We start from the raw sequence: 16,419 nt of genomic DNA on the forward strand, positions 1-16,419 counted from the left end.
AGCACTCAGGCGCGGCATCCGTGCGTCCTCACAACCGGATGCGACTCGTGTGAGTCCGGCGTTACACCGCCGACACCGAACGGCGATGGCACCGAAACAGCGCCCCCGTAGCCTCCTGGTCATCAGGCCGGCATCCGAGCATCGGAGACACCATGACCGCGATCGACTCCGCACCAGCCCCGCGCACGGGCCCCGTCCTCGCCCCCGGCGCCCTCACCGTCAGAGCGGGCCGCTGGATCGACGGCTGGGATGCCGAGGATCGTGATCAGTGGGAGCACGAGGGACGACGTATCGCGGCGCGCAACCTGCGCTGGTCGATCTTCGCCGAGTTCCTCGGGTTCGTGGTGTGGCAGCTCTGGTCGATCGTCGTGATCTCGCTGCCGGCGGCGGGGTTCACCTTCGATGTGACGCAGACGTTCTGGTTGATCTCGATGCCGAGTCTCGTCGGCGCCACCCTGCGCTTCCCCTACACGTTCATGGTCCCCCGATTCGGCGGGCGGAACTGGACGATCATCTCGGCCGCACTGCTGCTGCTCCCCGTGACGGGCCTGGCACTGTGCGTCGGCAACCCGGACACGCCGTTCCCGGTGATGCTCGGCGTCGCCGCCCTCGCCGGACTCGGCGGCGGCAACTTCGCCTCCTCGATGTCGAACATCACCTCGTTCTATCCGCAGCGCGAGAAGGGCTGGGCGCTGGGAGTGAACGCGGCCGGCGGCAACCTGGGCGCCGCCGTCGCGCAGTTCGTCGTGCCGATCGTCATCACGGTGGGAGCGGCGACGACCCTGAACCTCTCCGCCGCCGGCTGGATCTGGGTGCCGCTCATCATCGTCGCCGTCGTGGGCGCCGCGCTGCGCATGGACAACCTGTCCAGCGCCCGCGCCGACTTCGCCGCCTCCCTCGCCGCGTTCAGAGAGCCGCATCTCTGGGTCCTCGCCTTCCTCTATCTCGGCACCTTCGGCTCCTTCATCGGGTTCGCGGGCGTGTTCCCGAAGCTCCTCGCCGACCAGTTCCCGGAGTACTCCCAGCTGCACGTGGGCACCGCCTCACTGTCGCTCGCGTTCCTCGGCGCGCTGTGCGGCTCTCTCGCACGGCCCTACGGCGGCAGGCTCGCCGACCGCTTCGGCGGCTCATCGATCACCCTGGTCGCGTTCGGCGCCATGGCCGCGCTCACCACCGTCGTCATCCTCACGCTGCCGACGATCGGGTTCTGGGGATTCCTGGGGCTGTTCCTGCTGCTCTTCACCGCGAGCGGAATCGGCAACGGGGCGACCTACCGGATGATCCCGACGGTGTTCGCCTGGCGTGCGGGAGCGGAGGACGCCCACCGTACCGCGGGCGACGTCGGCTCTCAGCGCAAGGCGGCCGCCGCGCTCGGCATCATCTCGGCGATCGGCGCCTACGGCGGATTCGTCATTCCGCAGGCGCTCGGCTGGTCGAAGGCCAGCACGGGCGGCTACTCGGCGGGACTGAGCTGGTTCGTCGGCGCCTACCTGATCATGATCACCGTGACGGCCGTGGTCTACGTGCGGGCCGGCCGTCGCGCGGGGACGCGGCTGTGACGTCCGCGTCGGTCACCTCGACGCACTGCCCGTACTGCGCTCTGCAGTGCGCGATGACACTGACGCCGCAGGAGGCCGGTGCCTCGGTCGCGCCCCGCGACTTCCCGACCAATCGCGGCGGACTGTGCAAGAAGGGCTGGACCTCGGCCGAACTGCTCCGGCATCCGGACCGGGTCACCACGCCCCTGCGGCGGACGGATGCCGGTTTCGAGGAGGTCTCCTGGGATGACGCACTCGACGACATCGCAGCGCGACTCGCCGCGCTGCGCGCGGAGCGCGGCGCCGACTGCATCGGCGTGTTCGGCGGCGGCGGCCTGACGAACGAGAAGGCGTATCAGCTCGGCAAGTTCGCCCGGATCGCGCTGGGCACGAGCCGGATCGACTACAACGGCCGGTTCTGCATGTCCAGCGCCGCGGCGGCGGGCAACCGCGCCTTCGGCATCGACCGCGGGCTGCCGTTCCCGGTGACCGATCTCGACGGCGCAGAGACGATCCTGCTCCTCGGGTCCAACGTCGCAGCGACGATGCCGCCTCTGCTCGGCCACCTCACCGGTGCGCGCGCGGCCGGCGGCCTGATCGTCGTCGACCCGCGGCGCTCCGAGACCGCCAGGCTGCTCGAGGACGGCGGCGGGATCCACGTGCAGCCGGCGCCGGGCACCGACCTACTGGTGCTGCTCGGCCTGACCCACATCGTGCTCGCCGAGGGCCTCGCGGATCTCCCCTACCTGCGAACACGCACCACCGGCCTCGAGGAACTGCGGCGCAGCGTCGCCGCATGGTGGCCGGAGCGGGTGCAGTCGCTGACGGGTGTGCCGGCGGCGCAGCTGCGCACGATCGCCCGTCGTCTCGCCGTGCACCGGCGCACCTTCATCATCACCGGGCGCGGCGTCGAGCAGCACGCCGACGGCACCGACACCGCGACCGCCGCGATCAACCTCGCCCTCGTACTCGGTCTGCCGGGACGGGCCGGTGCGGGGTACGGCACGCTGACCGGCCAGGGCAACGGCCAGGGCGGTCGGGAGCACGGGCAGAAGTGCGACCAGCTCCCCGGGTACCGCCGGATCTCGGATCCCGCTGCGCGGCGGCACGTCGCGGCGGTGTGGGGCGTCGAAGAGGCGACGCTTCCCGGCCCCGGCGTCCCGGCGATGGAACTGCTCGGGATGCTCGGCGACGAGGTAGCCGCCCTCCTGGTGCACGGCTCGAACGTCGTGGTCTCAGCCCCGGACGCGGCGACCGTCACCCGGGATCTGGCGAGACTCGACCTGCTGGTGGTGTGCGACTTCTTCCTCTCCGAGACCGCGAAGTTGGCGCACTACGTGCTGCCGGTGACGCAGTGGGCCGAGGAGGAGGGCACGATGACCTCGCTCGAGGGCCGCGTGATCCGGCGGCGGAAGTCGATCGATGCGCCGGGCGAGACGCGGAGCGAGCTGTGGATCCTCCAGCAGCTGGCCCGTCGTCTGCGGGCTCCGGGCAGCTGGCCGACGGACGCGGCGGAGGTCTTCGACGAGCTCGCCAGGGCCTCTGCGGGAGGTCCCGCTGACTACTCCGGCCTCAGCCATGCGCTCCTGGACAGCGGCGAGGCGGCGTACTGGCCGTATCCCGCCGGCACCGCTGGCACGGCGCGCCTCTTCGCAGAGGCGTTCGCCCACCCCGACGGTCGGGCGCGCATCGTGCCGGTCTCCCCCGGCGTCGCGATCCCGAACCCCGGTATGACGCTCATCACCGGGCGCCTGCTCGAGCACTACCAGTCCGGGGCGCAGACACGCCGGGTCGCCGAGCTGGTCCAGGCACGTCCGCGGGCGACGGTCCAGCTGCACCCGGCGACCGCAGCCGATCTCGGGATCGCCGCCGACGACATGGTCGAGATCTCCCGCGACGGCGGGACCGTCCGCGTGCGAGCGGAGATCACCTCGGGCATCCGGCACGACACGGTCTTCCTCCCGTTCCACTTCCCCGGCGAGGACCGCGCGAATCTGCTCACCAGACCGGTCGTCGACCCGGTCTCGGCGATGCCCGAGTTCAAGAGGACCCCGGTCACCCTGGCACGGGCGGAGGGGGACATCTCATGAGGATCGTCGTGATCGGCTTCGGGCCTGTCGGCGCACGCTTCGTCGAGGGGATGCTTCCCGCGGTGCGCGCGGGTGCCGTCACGCTGACCGTCCTCGGCGCAGAGCAGGACGACGCGTACAACCGCGTCCTGATCGCGGAACTCGCCGTCGGCAGGGCGACCCGCGAGCGGCTCGACCTGCCGGGGGCCGCGGCGGCGGCCGCGGCCGGGGCATCCGTCCGTCTCGGCGAGGCGGCCGTCTCGATCGACAGAAGCCGGCGCCTCGTGCGCACCAGCGGAGGCGATCGCGTCGCCTACGACCGGCTCGTGCTCGCCACCGGCGCACGCGCCAACGTGCCCACGCTGTTCGGCATGGAGAAGGCGCGCCGTCACCGTCTGTCCAGAGCGCTGCATCCGAAGCTGCTCGATCGCGGCGAGCACGACCTCCCCCGCGGGGTCACCGCACTGCGCGACCTCGCGGATGCGGAGCAGGTCGCCGCTGCTGTCCGCGCCGGACTGCGGATCGTCGTGCTGGGCGCAGGCGTCCTCGGACTGGAGGTCGCGCTCGCCGCCAGGGAACAGGGCGCAGAGGTCGTCGTCGTGCACACCGGCGGCGTTCCGATGAGTCGCAACCTCGACGACGACGGCGGCCGCATGCTCGCGCGCGCGGCACGGGGCGCGGGCGTGCAGATGCTGGCGCATGCCGTCGCCGAGAGCATCGTCACCCGCACGGACCGCAGCGGCGGCGTCCGCTTCGACGCCCTGCTCTGCGCAGACGGCACGCTCGTGCGCGGCGATCTTCTGCTGCTCTCCGTCGGCGCATCCGCACGCGTGGAGCTGGCCGCCGCGGCCGACCTCGCCGTGGCCACCGGCATCCTCGTCGACGAGCAGCTCGCCTCATGGACGGATCCCTCGATCTTCGCGATCGGTGACTGCGCGCAGGTGGCAGCGCGCGACTCGGCCAGGGCCGACGGCCACGTCGCGGGAGCGCCATCGGGGCTCATCGGCCCCGGATGGCGCCAGGCGGACGCTCTCTCGGCGTGGCTCTCCGGCGCGGGCGACGAGATGCATCCGCTTGCTGATCGTCCCGCGGTCGTCTCGCTCAAAGCCGAGGACGTGGACGTCATCTCCGGCGGTGCCGTGGACGCCGATCCCTGGGACGAGGACCCGCATACGGATGCCTGCGCGCACCGGCGGCAGGTGAGTCAGTGGCTGGATCCGGCCCGAGGGTGCTACATCAAGATGGTCACCCGCGCCGGGGTGCTGGAGGGGTTCGTGGCGGTCGGCATGCCCAGAGCGGGCGCGGAACTCGCCCTGCTCTTCGAGCGGGGCGGAGAACTGCCCGCCGATCGCGGCGCGCTGCTGCGTCTGGACGGCGTCGACTCCGGCGAGGCGCTCGGCACCGATCCGTTCGCGCCGGATGCGACGGTGTGCTGGTGCAACGGCGTAACGGTGCAGCGCATCAGCGATGCCCTCGCCGATGGCGCCGACACGGTGGAGTGCGTCGGCTCGACGACCAGGGCGGGCACCGGCTGCGGCGGATGCCGCGGAAGGATCGCCGAGCTCATCGCGCGTGACGTCTCGCTCGCCGGCGGCGCGCGCGTCGGCTAGGCCGTATCACCGGGTCGGTTCCCGCGCCGGGTCCCAGGAGCGGCATCCGCCGTACGCAGCCCACGCAGGGCGAACACGATGCCCGCCAGCAGCAGTACGGCGCCCAGCGGCGCGAGCCAGGCGATCGCGACGCCGGTCGAGCCGGCGACCAGACGCGCTCCCCCGAGCGCGAGCGGCTGGGCGATCAACTCGATCACGATGAACCTGCGCGCACTCGGCAGCAGGGCGCGCAGCGCGAGCTGCGATCGCAGCGGCACAGTGAGCCCGATCCCGGCCAGCACGTGGATCGCGTGCACCAGCAGCACCGCGAGCGCCGTCCGGGTCGGCGAGGACTCGGTCAGCAGCATCCCCACCGGCAGGCACCCGGCGGCCACCCAGGCGACCATCGTACGAGGAACGAACACGCTCGCCACCGCCGCCACGATCGCGATCCAGCGCCACATCGGCACCGGGATCAGCATGAAGGCGCCCGCCGTCACGATCGCCACGAGGACGACGCGCACGACGGCGCCGGGGACGGCGGCGCGCACCCGGAAGCTGTGCGCCCTGCGCAGGATGCCGCTCATCGCCGCACCGCCGCCTGGCGGGCGTGCCGCCCGCGGATCAGCATCCGCAGCACGGCGTCCGCGTCGCCGCTCCGCCAGGTGAGCACCTCGACGCCGGTCCTGCGCAGTTCTACGAGGATGTCGCTGCGCTCGGCCAGGAGGGTCCTGGTCGCGAGCCGCTGCTCGGCGCTCAGCCGTGTGTCGTCCGGCTCCGGCAGGACGTCGACGGCGACGACGGCATGCCCGGATGCTCGCCAGCGGGTCGCGAGCTCGGCGGCCGCGCCGTCGAAGAAGGTGGAGAGCACGAAGACGATCGAGCCCTGCGGAACCGGCGGCGTGCGGCGGAACCGGGAGCCGTCGCCGCTCACGCCGGTGGCGGCGATCACGTCGCGCAGCCGAGCCAGATACCGTGCGCCCGCCCCGCTGCGCAGGGTGCGGCCGCCCGGTGCGAGCTCATGGAAGGCCACCCGGTCTCCGGTCTCGATCGCCGCGGTCGCGAGCGACAGCGCCGCCTCGCGGGCGAGGTCGAGCGAGGTGGTGCCGCTGTGCTCGAGATCACCCGTTCCCCATGTCGCGACGACCTCGCCGAGGTCGTCGGCCGTGTCGACGGCGATCACCACCGAACTGTCGCTGAGCGTGTTCACCCGGCGCACGTACAGTTCGCCCGGGGCCCGGGACAGACGCGCCGTCGCCCGCCAGTCCACGCGGCGCAGCTCGTCGCCGGGGGCGAACGGGTGGATGTCCCTGAAGTCGCCGCCCTGTCCTGGCCTGGCACCCTCGTGGCTGCCGTGCAGCCCGGTCAGCCGCGGGGCGACGGGGAGCTCCTGAAGCCGGCGCAGGACGGGCGCGGCGTTCCAGCGCAGACGTGCCGTCGGCGTGACGGCGGATGTCCACGCGCCGTCCAGTGCAACCGCCCTCGCCGTGACCGCGAGCAGTTCGATCGGACCGGAGTGGCGCAGTCTGCTGCGTGAGCGCAGAGCCTCCTCGTCCGGCGCCACGTCGGCCATGCCGGTGCGGCGTCCAGCCTGATCGACCGCGAGCTGCACCCATTCGGCGTCCGCATCGATGTCAACACGCCCCACGACGACCCCCTCGCCGTCCCCCGCCTCGGCGCTCAGCTCGACCTCGAGGGCGCCTCCAGCCGGGCGGCGCAGCAGCGCCCAGACGAAGCACAGCGCGAGCGGGATGCCGACGGCCACGAGGTCGGGGCGGGACAGTGCGAGTCCGATCGCGGCGAGCACGACAGCGCCGGCGAGGGCGACGGCGACGACGGGGGTGCGGCGCCACACCAGGGTGGCGGCGACATCAGCGCCGGATGCCGGCGAGGACGGCGCGTCGGCCCGGAAGCGGCTCACAGCGCCCTCGTCAACGGGTGCCGGCAGCGCTCGGCGCACCGGCGATGGTCGGTGGCACCGGCGTCTGCGCCACCACAGCCGCCACGATAGACGCGGGATCGATCCCCTGCGCCCACGCCTGCGGCGTGAGGGTCAATCGGTGCGCGAGGACAGGCTCGGCGATGCGTTTGATGTCGTCGGGTCGCACGTAGCCGCGTCCGTCGAGGGCGGCGAGGGCGCGGGCGACCAGCACCAGAGCCTGCGAACCGCGGGGCGATGCCCCGACCGCGACGTTGGTCGCTGCGCGCGTCGCCCGCACGAGATCCACGCAGTACCGTGCGACGTCGGGATCGACGTGGATGCGCTCCACGGCCGCCTGCAGCCGGAGCAGGCCCTCGGCGTCGATGACCGTGTCGACCGGGGCGTCCGGCGTCTGCCGCCGCACGCGATCCAGGATGATCTGCGCCTCGCCCTCGGCGCTCGGGTAGCCGACCGACAGCCGCACCATGAAGCGATCCAGCTGTGCCTCGGGCAGCGCGTAGGTGCCCTCGTACTCGATCGGGTTCGACGTGGCGATCACGTGGAATGGGGCGGGCAACGGGAATCTGTTCCCCTCGACCGTGACCTGGCGCTCGGCCATGGCCTCGAGCATCGCCGACTGGGTCTTCGGGGTGGTGCGGTTGATCTCGTCGGCGAGCAGCAGCCCCGTGAAGATCGGACCGGGGCGGAACTGGAAGCCGCCGGTCGCCGGCGCGTAGACGTAGGACCCGGTGACGTCACCTGGGAGCATGTCGGGCGTGCACTGCAGTCGACGGAAGTCGAGCCCGAGCGCCGAGGCGATGCTGCGTGCCGCGAGCGTCTTGCCCAGACCGGGGACATCCTCGAACAAGACGTGTCCGCCGGCCAGGATCGCGGCGAGAGCGACCGTCAGCGGGCCGTCCATGCCCACCACCGCTCCGCGGACGCTGTCCAGCACCCGGCGGCCGATGCCCTCGATCTGGGTGATCTCGTCGGTGTCCATCTATCTCTCCTGCCTTGCTGTGCCGGTGTCGTCCTGCGGGATGCGCTCGATCGCATCGAGGACTTGTTCAAGGTCGCGCCGTCTCACCTCGCGACGGCTGAAGACGTCGCGGATGCCGGGGCCGATCAGTGCATCGATCTGCGCCGCCTGCGCCGGATCGTCGAGCTCCAGGCCGTGGTGCGCGAGGCGGCGGCGCAGCATCCGCTCGACGCGCCCGACGATGACGTGCCCTGCAACGCCGGTGCGGGGATTGAGCGACCAGGCCAGCCGCGACACGTCGGATCCCGGTAGCAGGGCGGTCGGCGGTTCCGGCGGCCAGACACTGCCCTCGTCGATGAACGAGTGGCGGGTCGCCAGCACGACGCCGGTGAGGATGAGCAGCCAGGAGATCGCGAACTCCACCGGGACGCCGAGCACGGTCATGGCCAGCACGAGGGCACCGGCGACCAGCACGCCGATCACGCCGAGGACGATCCGCCCCTTCATCGCCACTCCTCCTCGAGTCGCTCGAGCAGCGTGCGAGCGGTGCGCCGATCGCCGTCGTCGGCGACAAGGCCGCCGAATCGCACCCGCTCGTAGAGATCGACCAGCGCGACGACGTCCCGCTCGGTGGCGGCGCGCCTGGCGATGATCCTCAGCGTGAACTCACGCGGAGTCTCGCTCGCGCCGCGGGCGACACCCGAGTCCGCCGCGGTCTGCTCCAACCCGACCCAGGCCGCGATGATCGCATCGCCCGGTTCACGTGACTCCCCCATGACACGGATCGCCTCCGCGATGCCGCGGCGGATGGCCCGGGCGTCCGCGACCGCCGGCTCGGCGGAACCGGCGACCTGCTCGTCGAGGTCCGTGCCCGCACGGTCACGGAGCGGGCGCGCACGCCACATCTCCTTGAGCCTGCGCACCACCACGATGATGAGCAGGACGATCACGGCCAGGACGACGAGGCACACGATCACGGCCATGACCACAGCGATGATCGTCGCGAGGAGGTCGTCGCGCTTCGGCTCCGGCAGCGGCAGCGGCGTGCCGCTGGGCATCGGCTCGGTGACCTCGGGAAGCGGACGCGAGTCGCCCAGATCGATCGCGCGGAATGTCGGAAGCCCCTGCAGTGAAGCGACCAGCATGACCACGACGAAGGTCACGGCGACAGCGATCCCCGCGACGAGCGCTCGGGATGCCCCGGTCCGCCCTTCGGGGGAACGGGAGCCACGTCGCATGACTCCACCCTAGGGGTGCGGCGCACGCGCCTCCGACCGCTGTGGAGAATCAGATCTCTTCCGGGCGACGACCTGCGAAGGGAGCGAGTCCGTCGCGCAGTGCAGCGACCTGTCCGACGTCCATGCCGACGCGGGCCATCACCTGTCGGGGCACATCGAGTGCTCGGTTCCGGAGATCCGCCCCCGCCTCGGTGAGCACGATGTCGAGCCTGCGCTCGTCCTCCGCGCTGCGCTCGCGACGCACCAGTCCGTCTTTCTCGAGCCGCTTCACCAGCGGCGACGCGGTAGCGGGATCGAGTGCGAGATCGGCGGCCAGATCATGCAGCGGACGCGGCGATCGCTCCCAGAGAGCGAGCATGGCCAGGTACTGAGGATGCGTGAGACCGAGGGGTTCCAGGATCGGGCGGTACACGGCGACCACGTTGCGCGCTGCGGTGACGAGGGCGAAGCACAGCTGGTTCTCGAGGCGCAGCAGATCGTCGGACTCGGTCATGCGATCGATTCTATACATCACGCTAATAGTTAGTACACTAAGCAACATGCCGAAGCATCCAGATCACGTCCCGCTCCGCACACGGATCCGTGAGGCCGGCGGTTTCTATGCGTGGTTCAACAGCAGGCTGATCCGCCTCGCAGGACCCGCATCCGTCGGCCCCTACGAGGCGACTCCGCCGCCCAGCGACGCTCAGCGCGCCGAGCGCGGATGCCCGCTCTGCGGCGCTCCGATGAATCAGCACGTGATCGATCGCAGCGGGCCGAAGCCCCTCATGCACTGTCCCTGAGCGGCACGTCGATCAGTCCGAGGGCAGCTCCTCGCGCGCGATGTCGAGCCAGGCCACCAGGTCGGCGTCGTCCGCGAGAGCTTCCGGCGACACGTCGAGCCAGTTCGCGCTCATGCTGCGTCCGCCCATCCGCGCGCGGGAGACGCCGGGGCGCAGCAGCAGTTCGGCGCTGTGCTCGCTGTGCACGCGCAGCAGCAGGATGCCGCCCTTGCGGGCTCCGACGAGGATCTTCCCGTCCTGCAGGAACGCTCTGCTGCCGAACATCCGGCGCTCCTCTATGCCGTCGGCGGTGAGCAGCGCGCGGATCCGATCGGCGAGCTCACCGCCCGCGGCGTCCATCAGGCGTGTCCGGCCCGTTCCATGGCGCGCAGTTCCTTCTTGAGGTCCTGCACCTCGTCGCGCAGCCGGGCAGCGAGCTCGAACTTGAGCTCTTCGGCGGCGGCGAGCATCTGCCCGGAGAGGTCCTCGATCGTGGCTTCGAGCTGCTCGGCGCCTTCTGCGGCGATACCCTCGCGGCGCAAGTTCGGCGTCGGCGACTTCCCCTTGCCGCTCTTGGTGCTCTTGCCGCGGCCGGCCTTCATGCTCGCGGTGTCGGCCGCTTCACGGGCGAGGACCTCCGTGATGTCCGCGATGCGCTTGCGCAACGGCTGCGGGTCGATGCCGTTGGCCTTGTTGTAGGCGACCTGCTTCTCGCGACGTCGTTCGGTCTCCTCGATGGCGTTGCGCATCGAGTCGGTCATGTTGTCGGCGTACATGTGCACTTCGCCGGACACGTTTCGTGCTGCACGACCGATCGTCTGGATGAGCGAGGTGCCCGAGCGCAGGAAGCCCTCCTTGTCGGCGTCCAGGATGGCGACGAGCGACACCTCTGGGAGGTCGAGGCCCTCGCGCAGCAGGTTGATGCCGACCAGCACGTCGTACACGCCGGCGCGCAGCTCGGTGAGCAGTTCGACGCGGCGCAGCGTGTCGACGTCGGAGTGCAGGTAACGGACCTTGACGCCGTGCTCGCCGAGGAAGTCCGTGAGCTCCTCCGCCATCTTCTTGGTCAGAGTCGTCACGAGCACGCGCTCGTCGCGCTCGACCCGGATGCGGATCTCTTCGAGCAGGTCGTCGATCTGGCCCTTGGACGGCTTGACGACGATCTCGGGGTCGACGAGCCCGGTCGGACGGATGATCTGCTCGACCACGCCGTCGGCGATGCCCATCTCATACTTGCCGGGCGTAGCCGAGAGGTAGACGGTCTGGCCGATGCGGTTCTTGAACTCGTCGAAGCGCAGCGGCCTGTTGTCCATTGCGCTCGGCAGCCGGAAGCCGTGCTCGACGAGGGTGCGCTTGCGCGAGGCGTCTCCCTCGTACATGGCGCCGATCTGCGGAACGGTGACGTGCGACTCGTCGATGACGAGCAGGAAGTCGTCGGGGAAGAAGTCGAGCAACGTGTGCGGCGGTTCGCCGGCCTCACGGCCGTCGAGGTGACGCGAGTAGTTCTCGATGCCACTGCAGAAGCCGAGCTGCTGCAGCATCTCGAGGTCGAAGGTGGTGCGCATGCGCAGACGCTGCGCCTCGAGCAGCTTGCCCTGGCGCTCCAGCTCGGCGAGGCGCTCGGCGAGCTCGGCCTCGATGGTGCCGATCGCACGCTGCACGACGTCGGTTCCGGCGACGTAGTGCGAGGCGGGGAAGATCGGCACGGCGTCGAGCTTGGCGACGACCTCGCCGGTGAGCGGGTGCAGGGAGTAGAGGGCCTCGATCTCGTCGCCGAACAACTCGATGCGGATCGCGTGCTCCTCGTAGACCGGGATGATCTCGATCGTGTCTCCGCGCACACGGAAGTTGCCGCGGGAGAAGTCGACGTCGTTGCGGTTGTACTGCATGGAGATGAACTGCCGGATGAGCGCGTCGCGGTCGTACCGCTCCCCCACCTGCAGCGCCACCATCGCGCGCAGGTACTCCTCCGGCGCGCCCAGACCGTAGATGCAGGAGACCGTGGAGACGACGACCACGTCACGCCGGCTCAGCAGCGAGTTGGTCGTGGAATGGCGGAGCCGCTCGACCTCGGCGTTGATCGACGAGTCCTTCTCGATGAAGGTGTCCGTCTGAGGGACGTACGCCTCGGGCTGGTAGTAGTCGTAGTAGCTGACGAAGTACTCGATCGCGTTGTTCGGCATGAGCTCGCGGAACTCGTTGGCCAGCTGTGCGGCGAGCGTCTTGTTGTGCGCCATCACCAGGGTCGGGCGCTGCACCTGCTCGATGAGCCAGGCCGTCGTCGCCGACTTGCCGGTGCCGGTCGCGCCGAGCAGCACGACGTCGGTCTCACCGGCGTTGATGCGTGCGGCGAGCTCTGCGATCGCCTGCGGCTGATCGCCGGCGGGCGCGTACTCGCTGATGACCTCGAACGGGCGGACCGATCGTGTGGGTTGCATGGTTCAAGACTACGAGGGGCCGCCGACGTTGGCGTCGGCGGCCCCTCGCGCGGATGCTGCGGATCAGCGCCGGCCGGCGTCGGGAGCATTCGGGACCTTCGGCCCCGTGACGGGGATCAGGTCGCGGATGGCCGCGACCAGGCCGTCGATCTTCATCTCGCCATCGATGCTCACGCCCGAGATGTTCGCGGTGAGGCTCTCGAGCTCCGGCACCACGCCGAGCGGCAGGTTGTACTCGAAGGTGATTCCCGAGATGCCCGCGTAGCAGGAGACCGTCATCGTCGCGGTCGCCGTCACGGTGCGTCGCGTGGCCTGCACCAGCGTCCACCCAGGGGTCGCCCCGGAGGTGACCGTCGTGTGCTCGAGAGTGAAGGCGTCATCGTCGCCGGCGTATGTCAGGGTCGCCGTCAGGTTGAACATCTTGGAGAAGGGGTTGTCCGGGAAGCACTCTTCGACGCGGGCTCCTGAGAGCCTGGTGTTGGTGTCGTGCACCGAATCGGACGACTCGACCAGGTGCCCGACACTGACGGGGGTGGTCGTGGGTTCGCCGCTGGCCGCATGGGCGGGAACCGCCGTGGCGACGGCGATCACGGGCAACGACCATGCCGCCCCCTTCAGGACGGTACGGCGCGAAAGGGCAGACTTCTGCTCCGGCATTGTGTCTCCTGCGTGTCAGTTGAGACGCGGAGCCCGGTCGGGCCCGCGCAGCTGGCGCAGGGCACGCCGAATAGCGACCGGCGGTTGCCGATCGCGAAGATCCCCAGAATCATTTCCCCAAGGTTCCCAAGACGCGCTGCTCCCCAGAGCGTGCACGTCTCCCCTCCTTCGACGCTAGCAAGGAGGGACCAATTATGCAAAACGGCTGAACTAATTCGGTCGGTAGCCGGATGCAGAGAGCGGGCCGCCACCCGAGGGTGACGGCCCGCTCTGGACGTTTCAGCAGTTCGGAATCTCGCGAGGCCCGACGATGGGCGACTGTCCAAGAGTCGGAGAGCACGGAGTCTGGTCCACCAGCGGAGAGACCACGTACTGCCCGTCTTCGCTGACCGCTACGCCTTGGACCGAGATGGAACCCGCTCCCGGGTCGGCCTGATTCTGGTTGAACGAGAGAGCGATCGGAGGAAACTGTGCAGATCCTTCCCCGCAGCCGTTCGGCGTCTGCGTCGCGGTGAGAATGATCTGATCGTCGCTGACGGTCATGTCCCACCCGGGACTCTGATTCACCGTCGGTACGAAGGTGAAGTCTGGATTCGATCCCGTGTAGGTGATTGTGACGGTCGCGGTATACGGCTGCTTCATGGCCCCTGACTGCCCGTCTGCGCAATCGACATACATCCCCGACATGCTGACGGTCTGGTTGGTGATGTTGGCGGACGATTCGTTGAAGTTCCCGACGTTCACGTCACCGCTGGCCGCGCGAGCCGGCACAGCAGCCGCCACGGCCACGACGGGCACCGACCACGCGGCACTCTTCAAGACGGTTCGGCGGGACAGGCCTTTCCTGGGCTCAGTCATTCGGTCGTTCCCCTCGGCGATCAGGCGGGTCTGCTTCTCGGGTCGATGTGCAGACGTCCCAGATTACCAGGGGCGCTCTCCGCACTCAGCGGGAGCCCACGACCCGCTCCCACGCCAGATCGACCTGCTGCTTCGTCTGCTCCAGCGTGCCGGAGGTGTCTATCACGATGTCCGCGATCGCCCGGCGCGCAGCATCCGAGACCTGCGACGCGATGCGCGCCTGCGCGGCGTCCTCGGTCAGGCCACGCAGCTCGACCAGCCTGCGCACGCGCAGCTCAGCCGGGGCATCCGCGACGATGATGAGATCCCACGGATCGTCCACGCGCGCCTCCACCAGAAGCGGCACGTCGTAGACGACCACCGCGTCGGGATCCGCCGCGAACGCCGCCGCGAAGCGGCGCGCCGATTCCTGCCTCACCGCAGGATGCACGATGCCGTTCAGCCGGGCAAGCGCGGCCTCGTCGCCGAAGACGCGGGCGCCGAGTGCGACGCGGTCGAGTGAGCCGTCCGCCAGCAGCATCCCCGCGCCGAACTCCGCCGCGATGGCCTCCAGCACCGGCGAACCCGCGGTCTGGACATCGCGCACGATCTGATCGGCGTCGACGATGACGGCGCCGTGCTCGGCGAGGCGGGTCGCGATGGTCGACTTTCCAGAGGCGATGCCTCCTGTGAGGGCGATGAGCGGCATGGAACCATCCTGGCATCCCCAGACGTTTCGTCTCGCTTCGCTCGCTCAACGGCCGGAGGGGAGAACTTCGCTCGCTCGACGACGTCTGGAGGGATAGAAAAACGGAACGGGCCGCCACTTGAAAGTGACGACCCGTTCCGTTGCTGTGATCAGTGATCAGCTGTTGCCGCCGGAGAGCTTCTCGCGCAGAGCCGCGAGAGCCTCGTCGTCGGCGAGCGTGCCGGCGCCGGCCGACTCGCTCGAGAAGGTCGAACCACCGAAGTCGTCGCCGGCTGCGGCCTCGGCCTCTGCGGCCTTGAGGACCTGGGCCTTGTGCGCCTCCCAGCGAGCCTGGGCAGCGGCGTACTCCTGCTCCCATGCCTCGCGCTGGGCGTCGAAGCCTTCCTTCCACGCACCGGTCTCGGCGTCGAAGCCCTCGGGGTACTTGTACTCGCCGTTCTCGTCGTACTCGGCGAGCATGCCGTACAGAGCCGGGTCGAACTCGGTGCCGTAGGGGTCGACCGACTCGTTGGCCTGCTTCAGCGACAGCGAGATGCGGCGACGCTCGAGGTCGATGTCGATGACCTTGACGAAGACCTCTTCGCCCACCGAGACGACCTGCTCGGCCAGCTCGACGTGCTTGCTGGACAGCTCCGAGATGTGCACGAGGCCCTCGATGCCGTCAGCGACGCGGACGAACGCACCGAACGGAACGAGCTTGGTGACCTTGCCCGGGGTGACCTGGCCGATGGCGTGGGTACGGGCGAAGACCTGCCACGGGTCCTCCTGGGTCGCCTTCAGCGACAGCGAGACGCGCTCGCGGTCCAGGTCGACCTCGAGGATCTCGACGGTGACCTCCTGGCCGACCTCGACGACCTCGGAGGCGTGCTCGATGTGCTTCCACGACAGCTCGGAGACGTGCACGAGGCCGTCCACACCGCCGAGGTCGACGAACGCACCGAAGTTGACGATCGAGGACACGACGCCCTTGCGGACCTGACCCTTGTGCAGGTTGTTGAGGAACGTGGTGCGCGACTCGGACTGCGTCTGCTCGAGCAGGGCGCGGCGCGAGAGCACGACGTTGTTGCGGTTCTTGTCCAGCTCGAGGATCTTGGCCTCGAGCTCCTGGCCCAGGTACGGGGTCAGGTCGCGGACGCGACGCAGCTCGATGAGCGACGCCGGGAGGAAGCCACGCAGGCCGATGTCGACGATGAGGCCGCCCTTGACGACCTCGATGACGGTGCCGGTGACGACGCCGTCGTTCTCCTTGATCTTCTCGACGTCGCCCCAGGCGCGCTCGTACTGCGCACGCTTCTTGGAGAGGATCAGACGGCCTTCCTTGTCCTCCTTCTGGAGAACGAGGGCCTCGACCTTGTCGCCGACGGAGACGACCTCGTTGGGGTCGACGTCGTGCTTGATGGAGAGCTCGCGGGAGGGGATGACGCCCTCGGTCTTGTAGCCGACGTCGAGCAGAACCTCATCGCGGTCGATCTTGACGATCGTGCCCTCGATGATGTCGCCGTCGTTGAAGAACTTCAGAGTCTTCTCGACCGCGGCCAGGAAGTCCTCGGCAGATCCGATGTCGTTGATCGCGACCTGCTTGGTGGCCGGGGCGGTCGTTGCGCTAGTCATGTAGTGGGTTGTCCTTGTTGATGGATGATCGGGCCTGCAGCACGGCCGTGCACGGCCTGGTGTCGCTGCGAG

16 protein-coding genes are annotated in these 16,419 nt (G+C 69.8%); 4 read left to right on the forward strand and 12 right to left on the reverse strand.

The features are described from left to right. The first annotated feature begins 152 nt into the window (after positions 1-152). From GON06_RS13595 to GON06_RS13605, 3 genes are read left to right on the forward strand one after another with little or no spacing between them, the layout of a single operon-like run. Complete coding sequence (locus GON06_RS13595) at positions 153-1,559, forward strand: MFS transporter (RefSeq protein WP_157312795.1); 1,407 nt, start codon at positions 153-155, stop codon at positions 1,557-1,559. After that, positions 1,556-3,628 carry a molybdopterin oxidoreductase family protein gene (locus tag GON06_RS13600; RefSeq protein WP_332837542.1) on the forward strand — a complete coding sequence of 691 codons (2,073 nt, stop codon included), beginning with the start codon at positions 1,556-1,558 and terminating at the stop codon, positions 3,626-3,628. Before GON06_RS13595 ends, GON06_RS13600 begins: the two co-directional genes overlap by 4 nt. Further along, positions 3,625-5,217, forward strand: coding sequence for an FAD-dependent oxidoreductase (locus GON06_RS13605; RefSeq protein WP_157312796.1), 1,593 nt, complete (start codon positions 3,625-3,627; stop codon positions 5,215-5,217). Before GON06_RS13600 ends, GON06_RS13605 begins: the two co-directional genes overlap by 4 nt. Here the strand turns inward: GON06_RS13605 and GON06_RS13610 are convergent. Genes GON06_RS13610 through GON06_RS13635 form a run of 6 tightly spaced genes read right to left on the reverse strand, consistent with a single transcriptional unit; the run spans position 5,214 to position 9,827 of the window. Then, complete coding sequence (locus GON06_RS13610; RefSeq protein WP_157312797.1) at positions 5,214-5,783, reverse strand: hypothetical protein; 570 nt, start codon at positions 5,781-5,783, stop codon at positions 5,214-5,216. The two genes, GON06_RS13605 and GON06_RS13610, sit on opposite strands and share 4 nt — an antisense overlap. After that, a complete protein-coding gene (locus GON06_RS13615; RefSeq protein ID WP_332837543.1) occupies positions 5,780-7,117 on the reverse strand; it encodes a DUF58 domain-containing protein in 1,338 nt (445 codons plus the stop codon). Before GON06_RS13615 ends, GON06_RS13610 begins: the two co-directional genes overlap by 4 nt. A 10-nt stretch (positions 7,118-7,127) precedes the next feature. Beyond that, positions 7,128-8,117, reverse strand: a complete 990-nt coding sequence (locus GON06_RS13620) for an AAA family ATPase (RefSeq protein ID WP_157312798.1) — start codon at positions 8,115-8,117, stop codon at positions 7,128-7,130. Further along, entirely contained in the window at positions 8,118-8,603 is a 486-nt protein-coding gene (locus GON06_RS13625; protein ID WP_157312799.1) for a hypothetical protein, read from the reverse strand. Further along, positions 8,600-9,334, reverse strand: coding sequence for a DUF4129 domain-containing protein (locus tag GON06_RS13630; RefSeq protein WP_157312800.1), 735 nt, complete (start codon positions 9,332-9,334; stop codon positions 8,600-8,602). Before GON06_RS13630 ends, GON06_RS13625 begins: the two co-directional genes overlap by 4 nt. A 49-nt stretch (positions 9,335-9,383) precedes the next feature. Further along, positions 9,384-9,827, reverse strand: a complete 444-nt coding sequence (locus GON06_RS13635) for a MarR family winged helix-turn-helix transcriptional regulator (RefSeq protein WP_157312801.1) — start codon at positions 9,825-9,827, stop codon at positions 9,384-9,386. Positions 9,828-9,873: 46 nt separating this feature from the next. Between GON06_RS13635 and GON06_RS13640 the strand changes: the two genes are divergently transcribed. After that, the gene (locus tag GON06_RS13640) at positions 9,874-10,116 is read left to right on the forward strand and encodes a hypothetical protein (protein ID WP_157312802.1); all 243 of its coding nucleotides are present in this window, start codon (positions 9,874-9,876) and stop codon (positions 10,114-10,116) included. A 12-nt stretch (positions 10,117-10,128) separates the two neighbouring features. Here the strand turns inward: GON06_RS13640 and GON06_RS13645 are convergent, their stop codons facing one another. The 6 genes from GON06_RS13645 to rpsA form a co-directional block, all read right to left on the reverse strand. After that, on the reverse strand, positions 10,129-10,455 hold the full coding sequence (locus tag GON06_RS13645; RefSeq protein ID WP_157312803.1) for a TfoX/Sxy family protein: 327 nt from the start codon (positions 10,453-10,455) through the stop codon (positions 10,129-10,131). After that, positions 10,455-12,533 (reverse strand): excinuclease ABC subunit UvrB, encoded by a 2,079-nt coding sequence (gene uvrB, locus GON06_RS13650; protein ID WP_157312804.1) that lies wholly within the window; start codon positions 12,531-12,533, stop codon positions 10,455-10,457. Before uvrB ends, GON06_RS13645 begins: the two co-directional genes overlap by 1 nt. Positions 12,534-12,596: 63 nt before the next feature. Beyond that, positions 12,597-13,190 (reverse strand): hypothetical protein, encoded by a 594-nt coding sequence (locus GON06_RS18540; RefSeq protein WP_198346703.1) that lies wholly within the window; start codon positions 13,188-13,190, stop codon positions 12,597-12,599. A gap of 279 nt (positions 13,191-13,469) precedes the next feature. Further along, positions 13,470-14,048: a hypothetical protein gene (locus GON06_RS13660; RefSeq protein ID WP_157312805.1), complete on the reverse strand. Its 579-nt coding sequence runs from the start codon at positions 14,046-14,048 to the stop codon at positions 13,470-13,472. Between the two features lie 85 nt (positions 14,049-14,133). Then, positions 14,134-14,736, reverse strand: a complete 603-nt coding sequence (gene coaE / locus GON06_RS13665; RefSeq protein WP_157312806.1) for a dephospho-CoA kinase — start codon at positions 14,734-14,736, stop codon at positions 14,134-14,136. Positions 14,737-14,892: 156 nt separating this feature from the next. Continuing rightward, positions 14,893-16,347, reverse strand: a complete 1,455-nt coding sequence (rpsA, locus tag GON06_RS13670) for a 30S ribosomal protein S1 (protein ID WP_116242992.1) — start codon at positions 16,345-16,347, stop codon at positions 14,893-14,895. Positions 16,348-16,419: the final 72 nt, after the last annotated feature.

The organism is Microbacterium sp. MAH-37, assembly GCF_009758255.1.
Lineage (GTDB): Bacteria > Actinomycetota > Actinomycetes > Actinomycetales > Microbacteriaceae > Microbacterium.

Coding starts and splice junctions, on each gene's coding strand:
- GON06_RS13595 (WP_157312795.1), top strand. CDS start 153: ATGACCGCGATCGACTCCGCACCAGCCCCGCGCACGGGCCCCGTCCTC.
- GON06_RS13635 (WP_157312801.1), bottom strand. CDS start 9,827: ATGACCGAGTCCGACGATCTGCTGCGCCTCGAGAACCAGCTGTGCTTC.
- GON06_RS13630 (WP_157312800.1), bottom strand. CDS start 9,334: ATGCGACGTGGCTCCCGTTCCCCCGAAGGGCGGACCGGGGCATCCCGA.
- GON06_RS13660 (WP_157312805.1), bottom strand. CDS start 14,048: ATGACTGAGCCCAGGAAAGGCCTGTCCCGCCGAACCGTCTTGAAGAGT.
- GON06_RS18540 (WP_198346703.1), bottom strand. CDS start 13,190: ATGCCGGAGCAGAAGTCTGCCCTTTCGCGCCGTACCGTCCTGAAGGGG.
- GON06_RS13610 (WP_157312797.1), bottom strand. CDS start 5,783: ATGAGCGGCATCCTGCGCAGGGCGCACAGCTTCCGGGTGCGCGCCGCC.
- GON06_RS13605 (WP_157312796.1), top strand. CDS start 3,625: ATGAGGATCGTCGTGATCGGCTTCGGGCCTGTCGGCGCACGCTTCGTC.
- GON06_RS13625 (WP_157312799.1), bottom strand. CDS start 8,603: ATGAAGGGGCGGATCGTCCTCGGCGTGATCGGCGTGCTGGTCGCCGGT.
- GON06_RS13645 (WP_157312803.1), bottom strand. CDS start 10,455: ATGGACGCCGCGGGCGGTGAGCTCGCCGATCGGATCCGCGCGCTGCTC.
- uvrB (WP_157312804.1), bottom strand. CDS start 12,533: ATGCAACCCACACGATCGGTCCGCCCGTTCGAGGTCATCAGCGAGTAC.
- GON06_RS13640 (WP_157312802.1), top strand. CDS start 9,874: ATGCCGAAGCATCCAGATCACGTCCCGCTCCGCACACGGATCCGTGAG.
- coaE (WP_157312806.1), bottom strand. CDS start 14,736: ATGCCGCTCATCGCCCTCACAGGAGGCATCGCCTCTGGAAAGTCGACC.
- GON06_RS13620 (WP_157312798.1), bottom strand. CDS start 8,117: ATGGACACCGACGAGATCACCCAGATCGAGGGCATCGGCCGCCGGGTG.
- rpsA (WP_116242992.1), bottom strand. CDS start 16,347: ATGACTAGCGCAACGACCGCCCCGGCCACCAAGCAGGTCGCGATCAAC.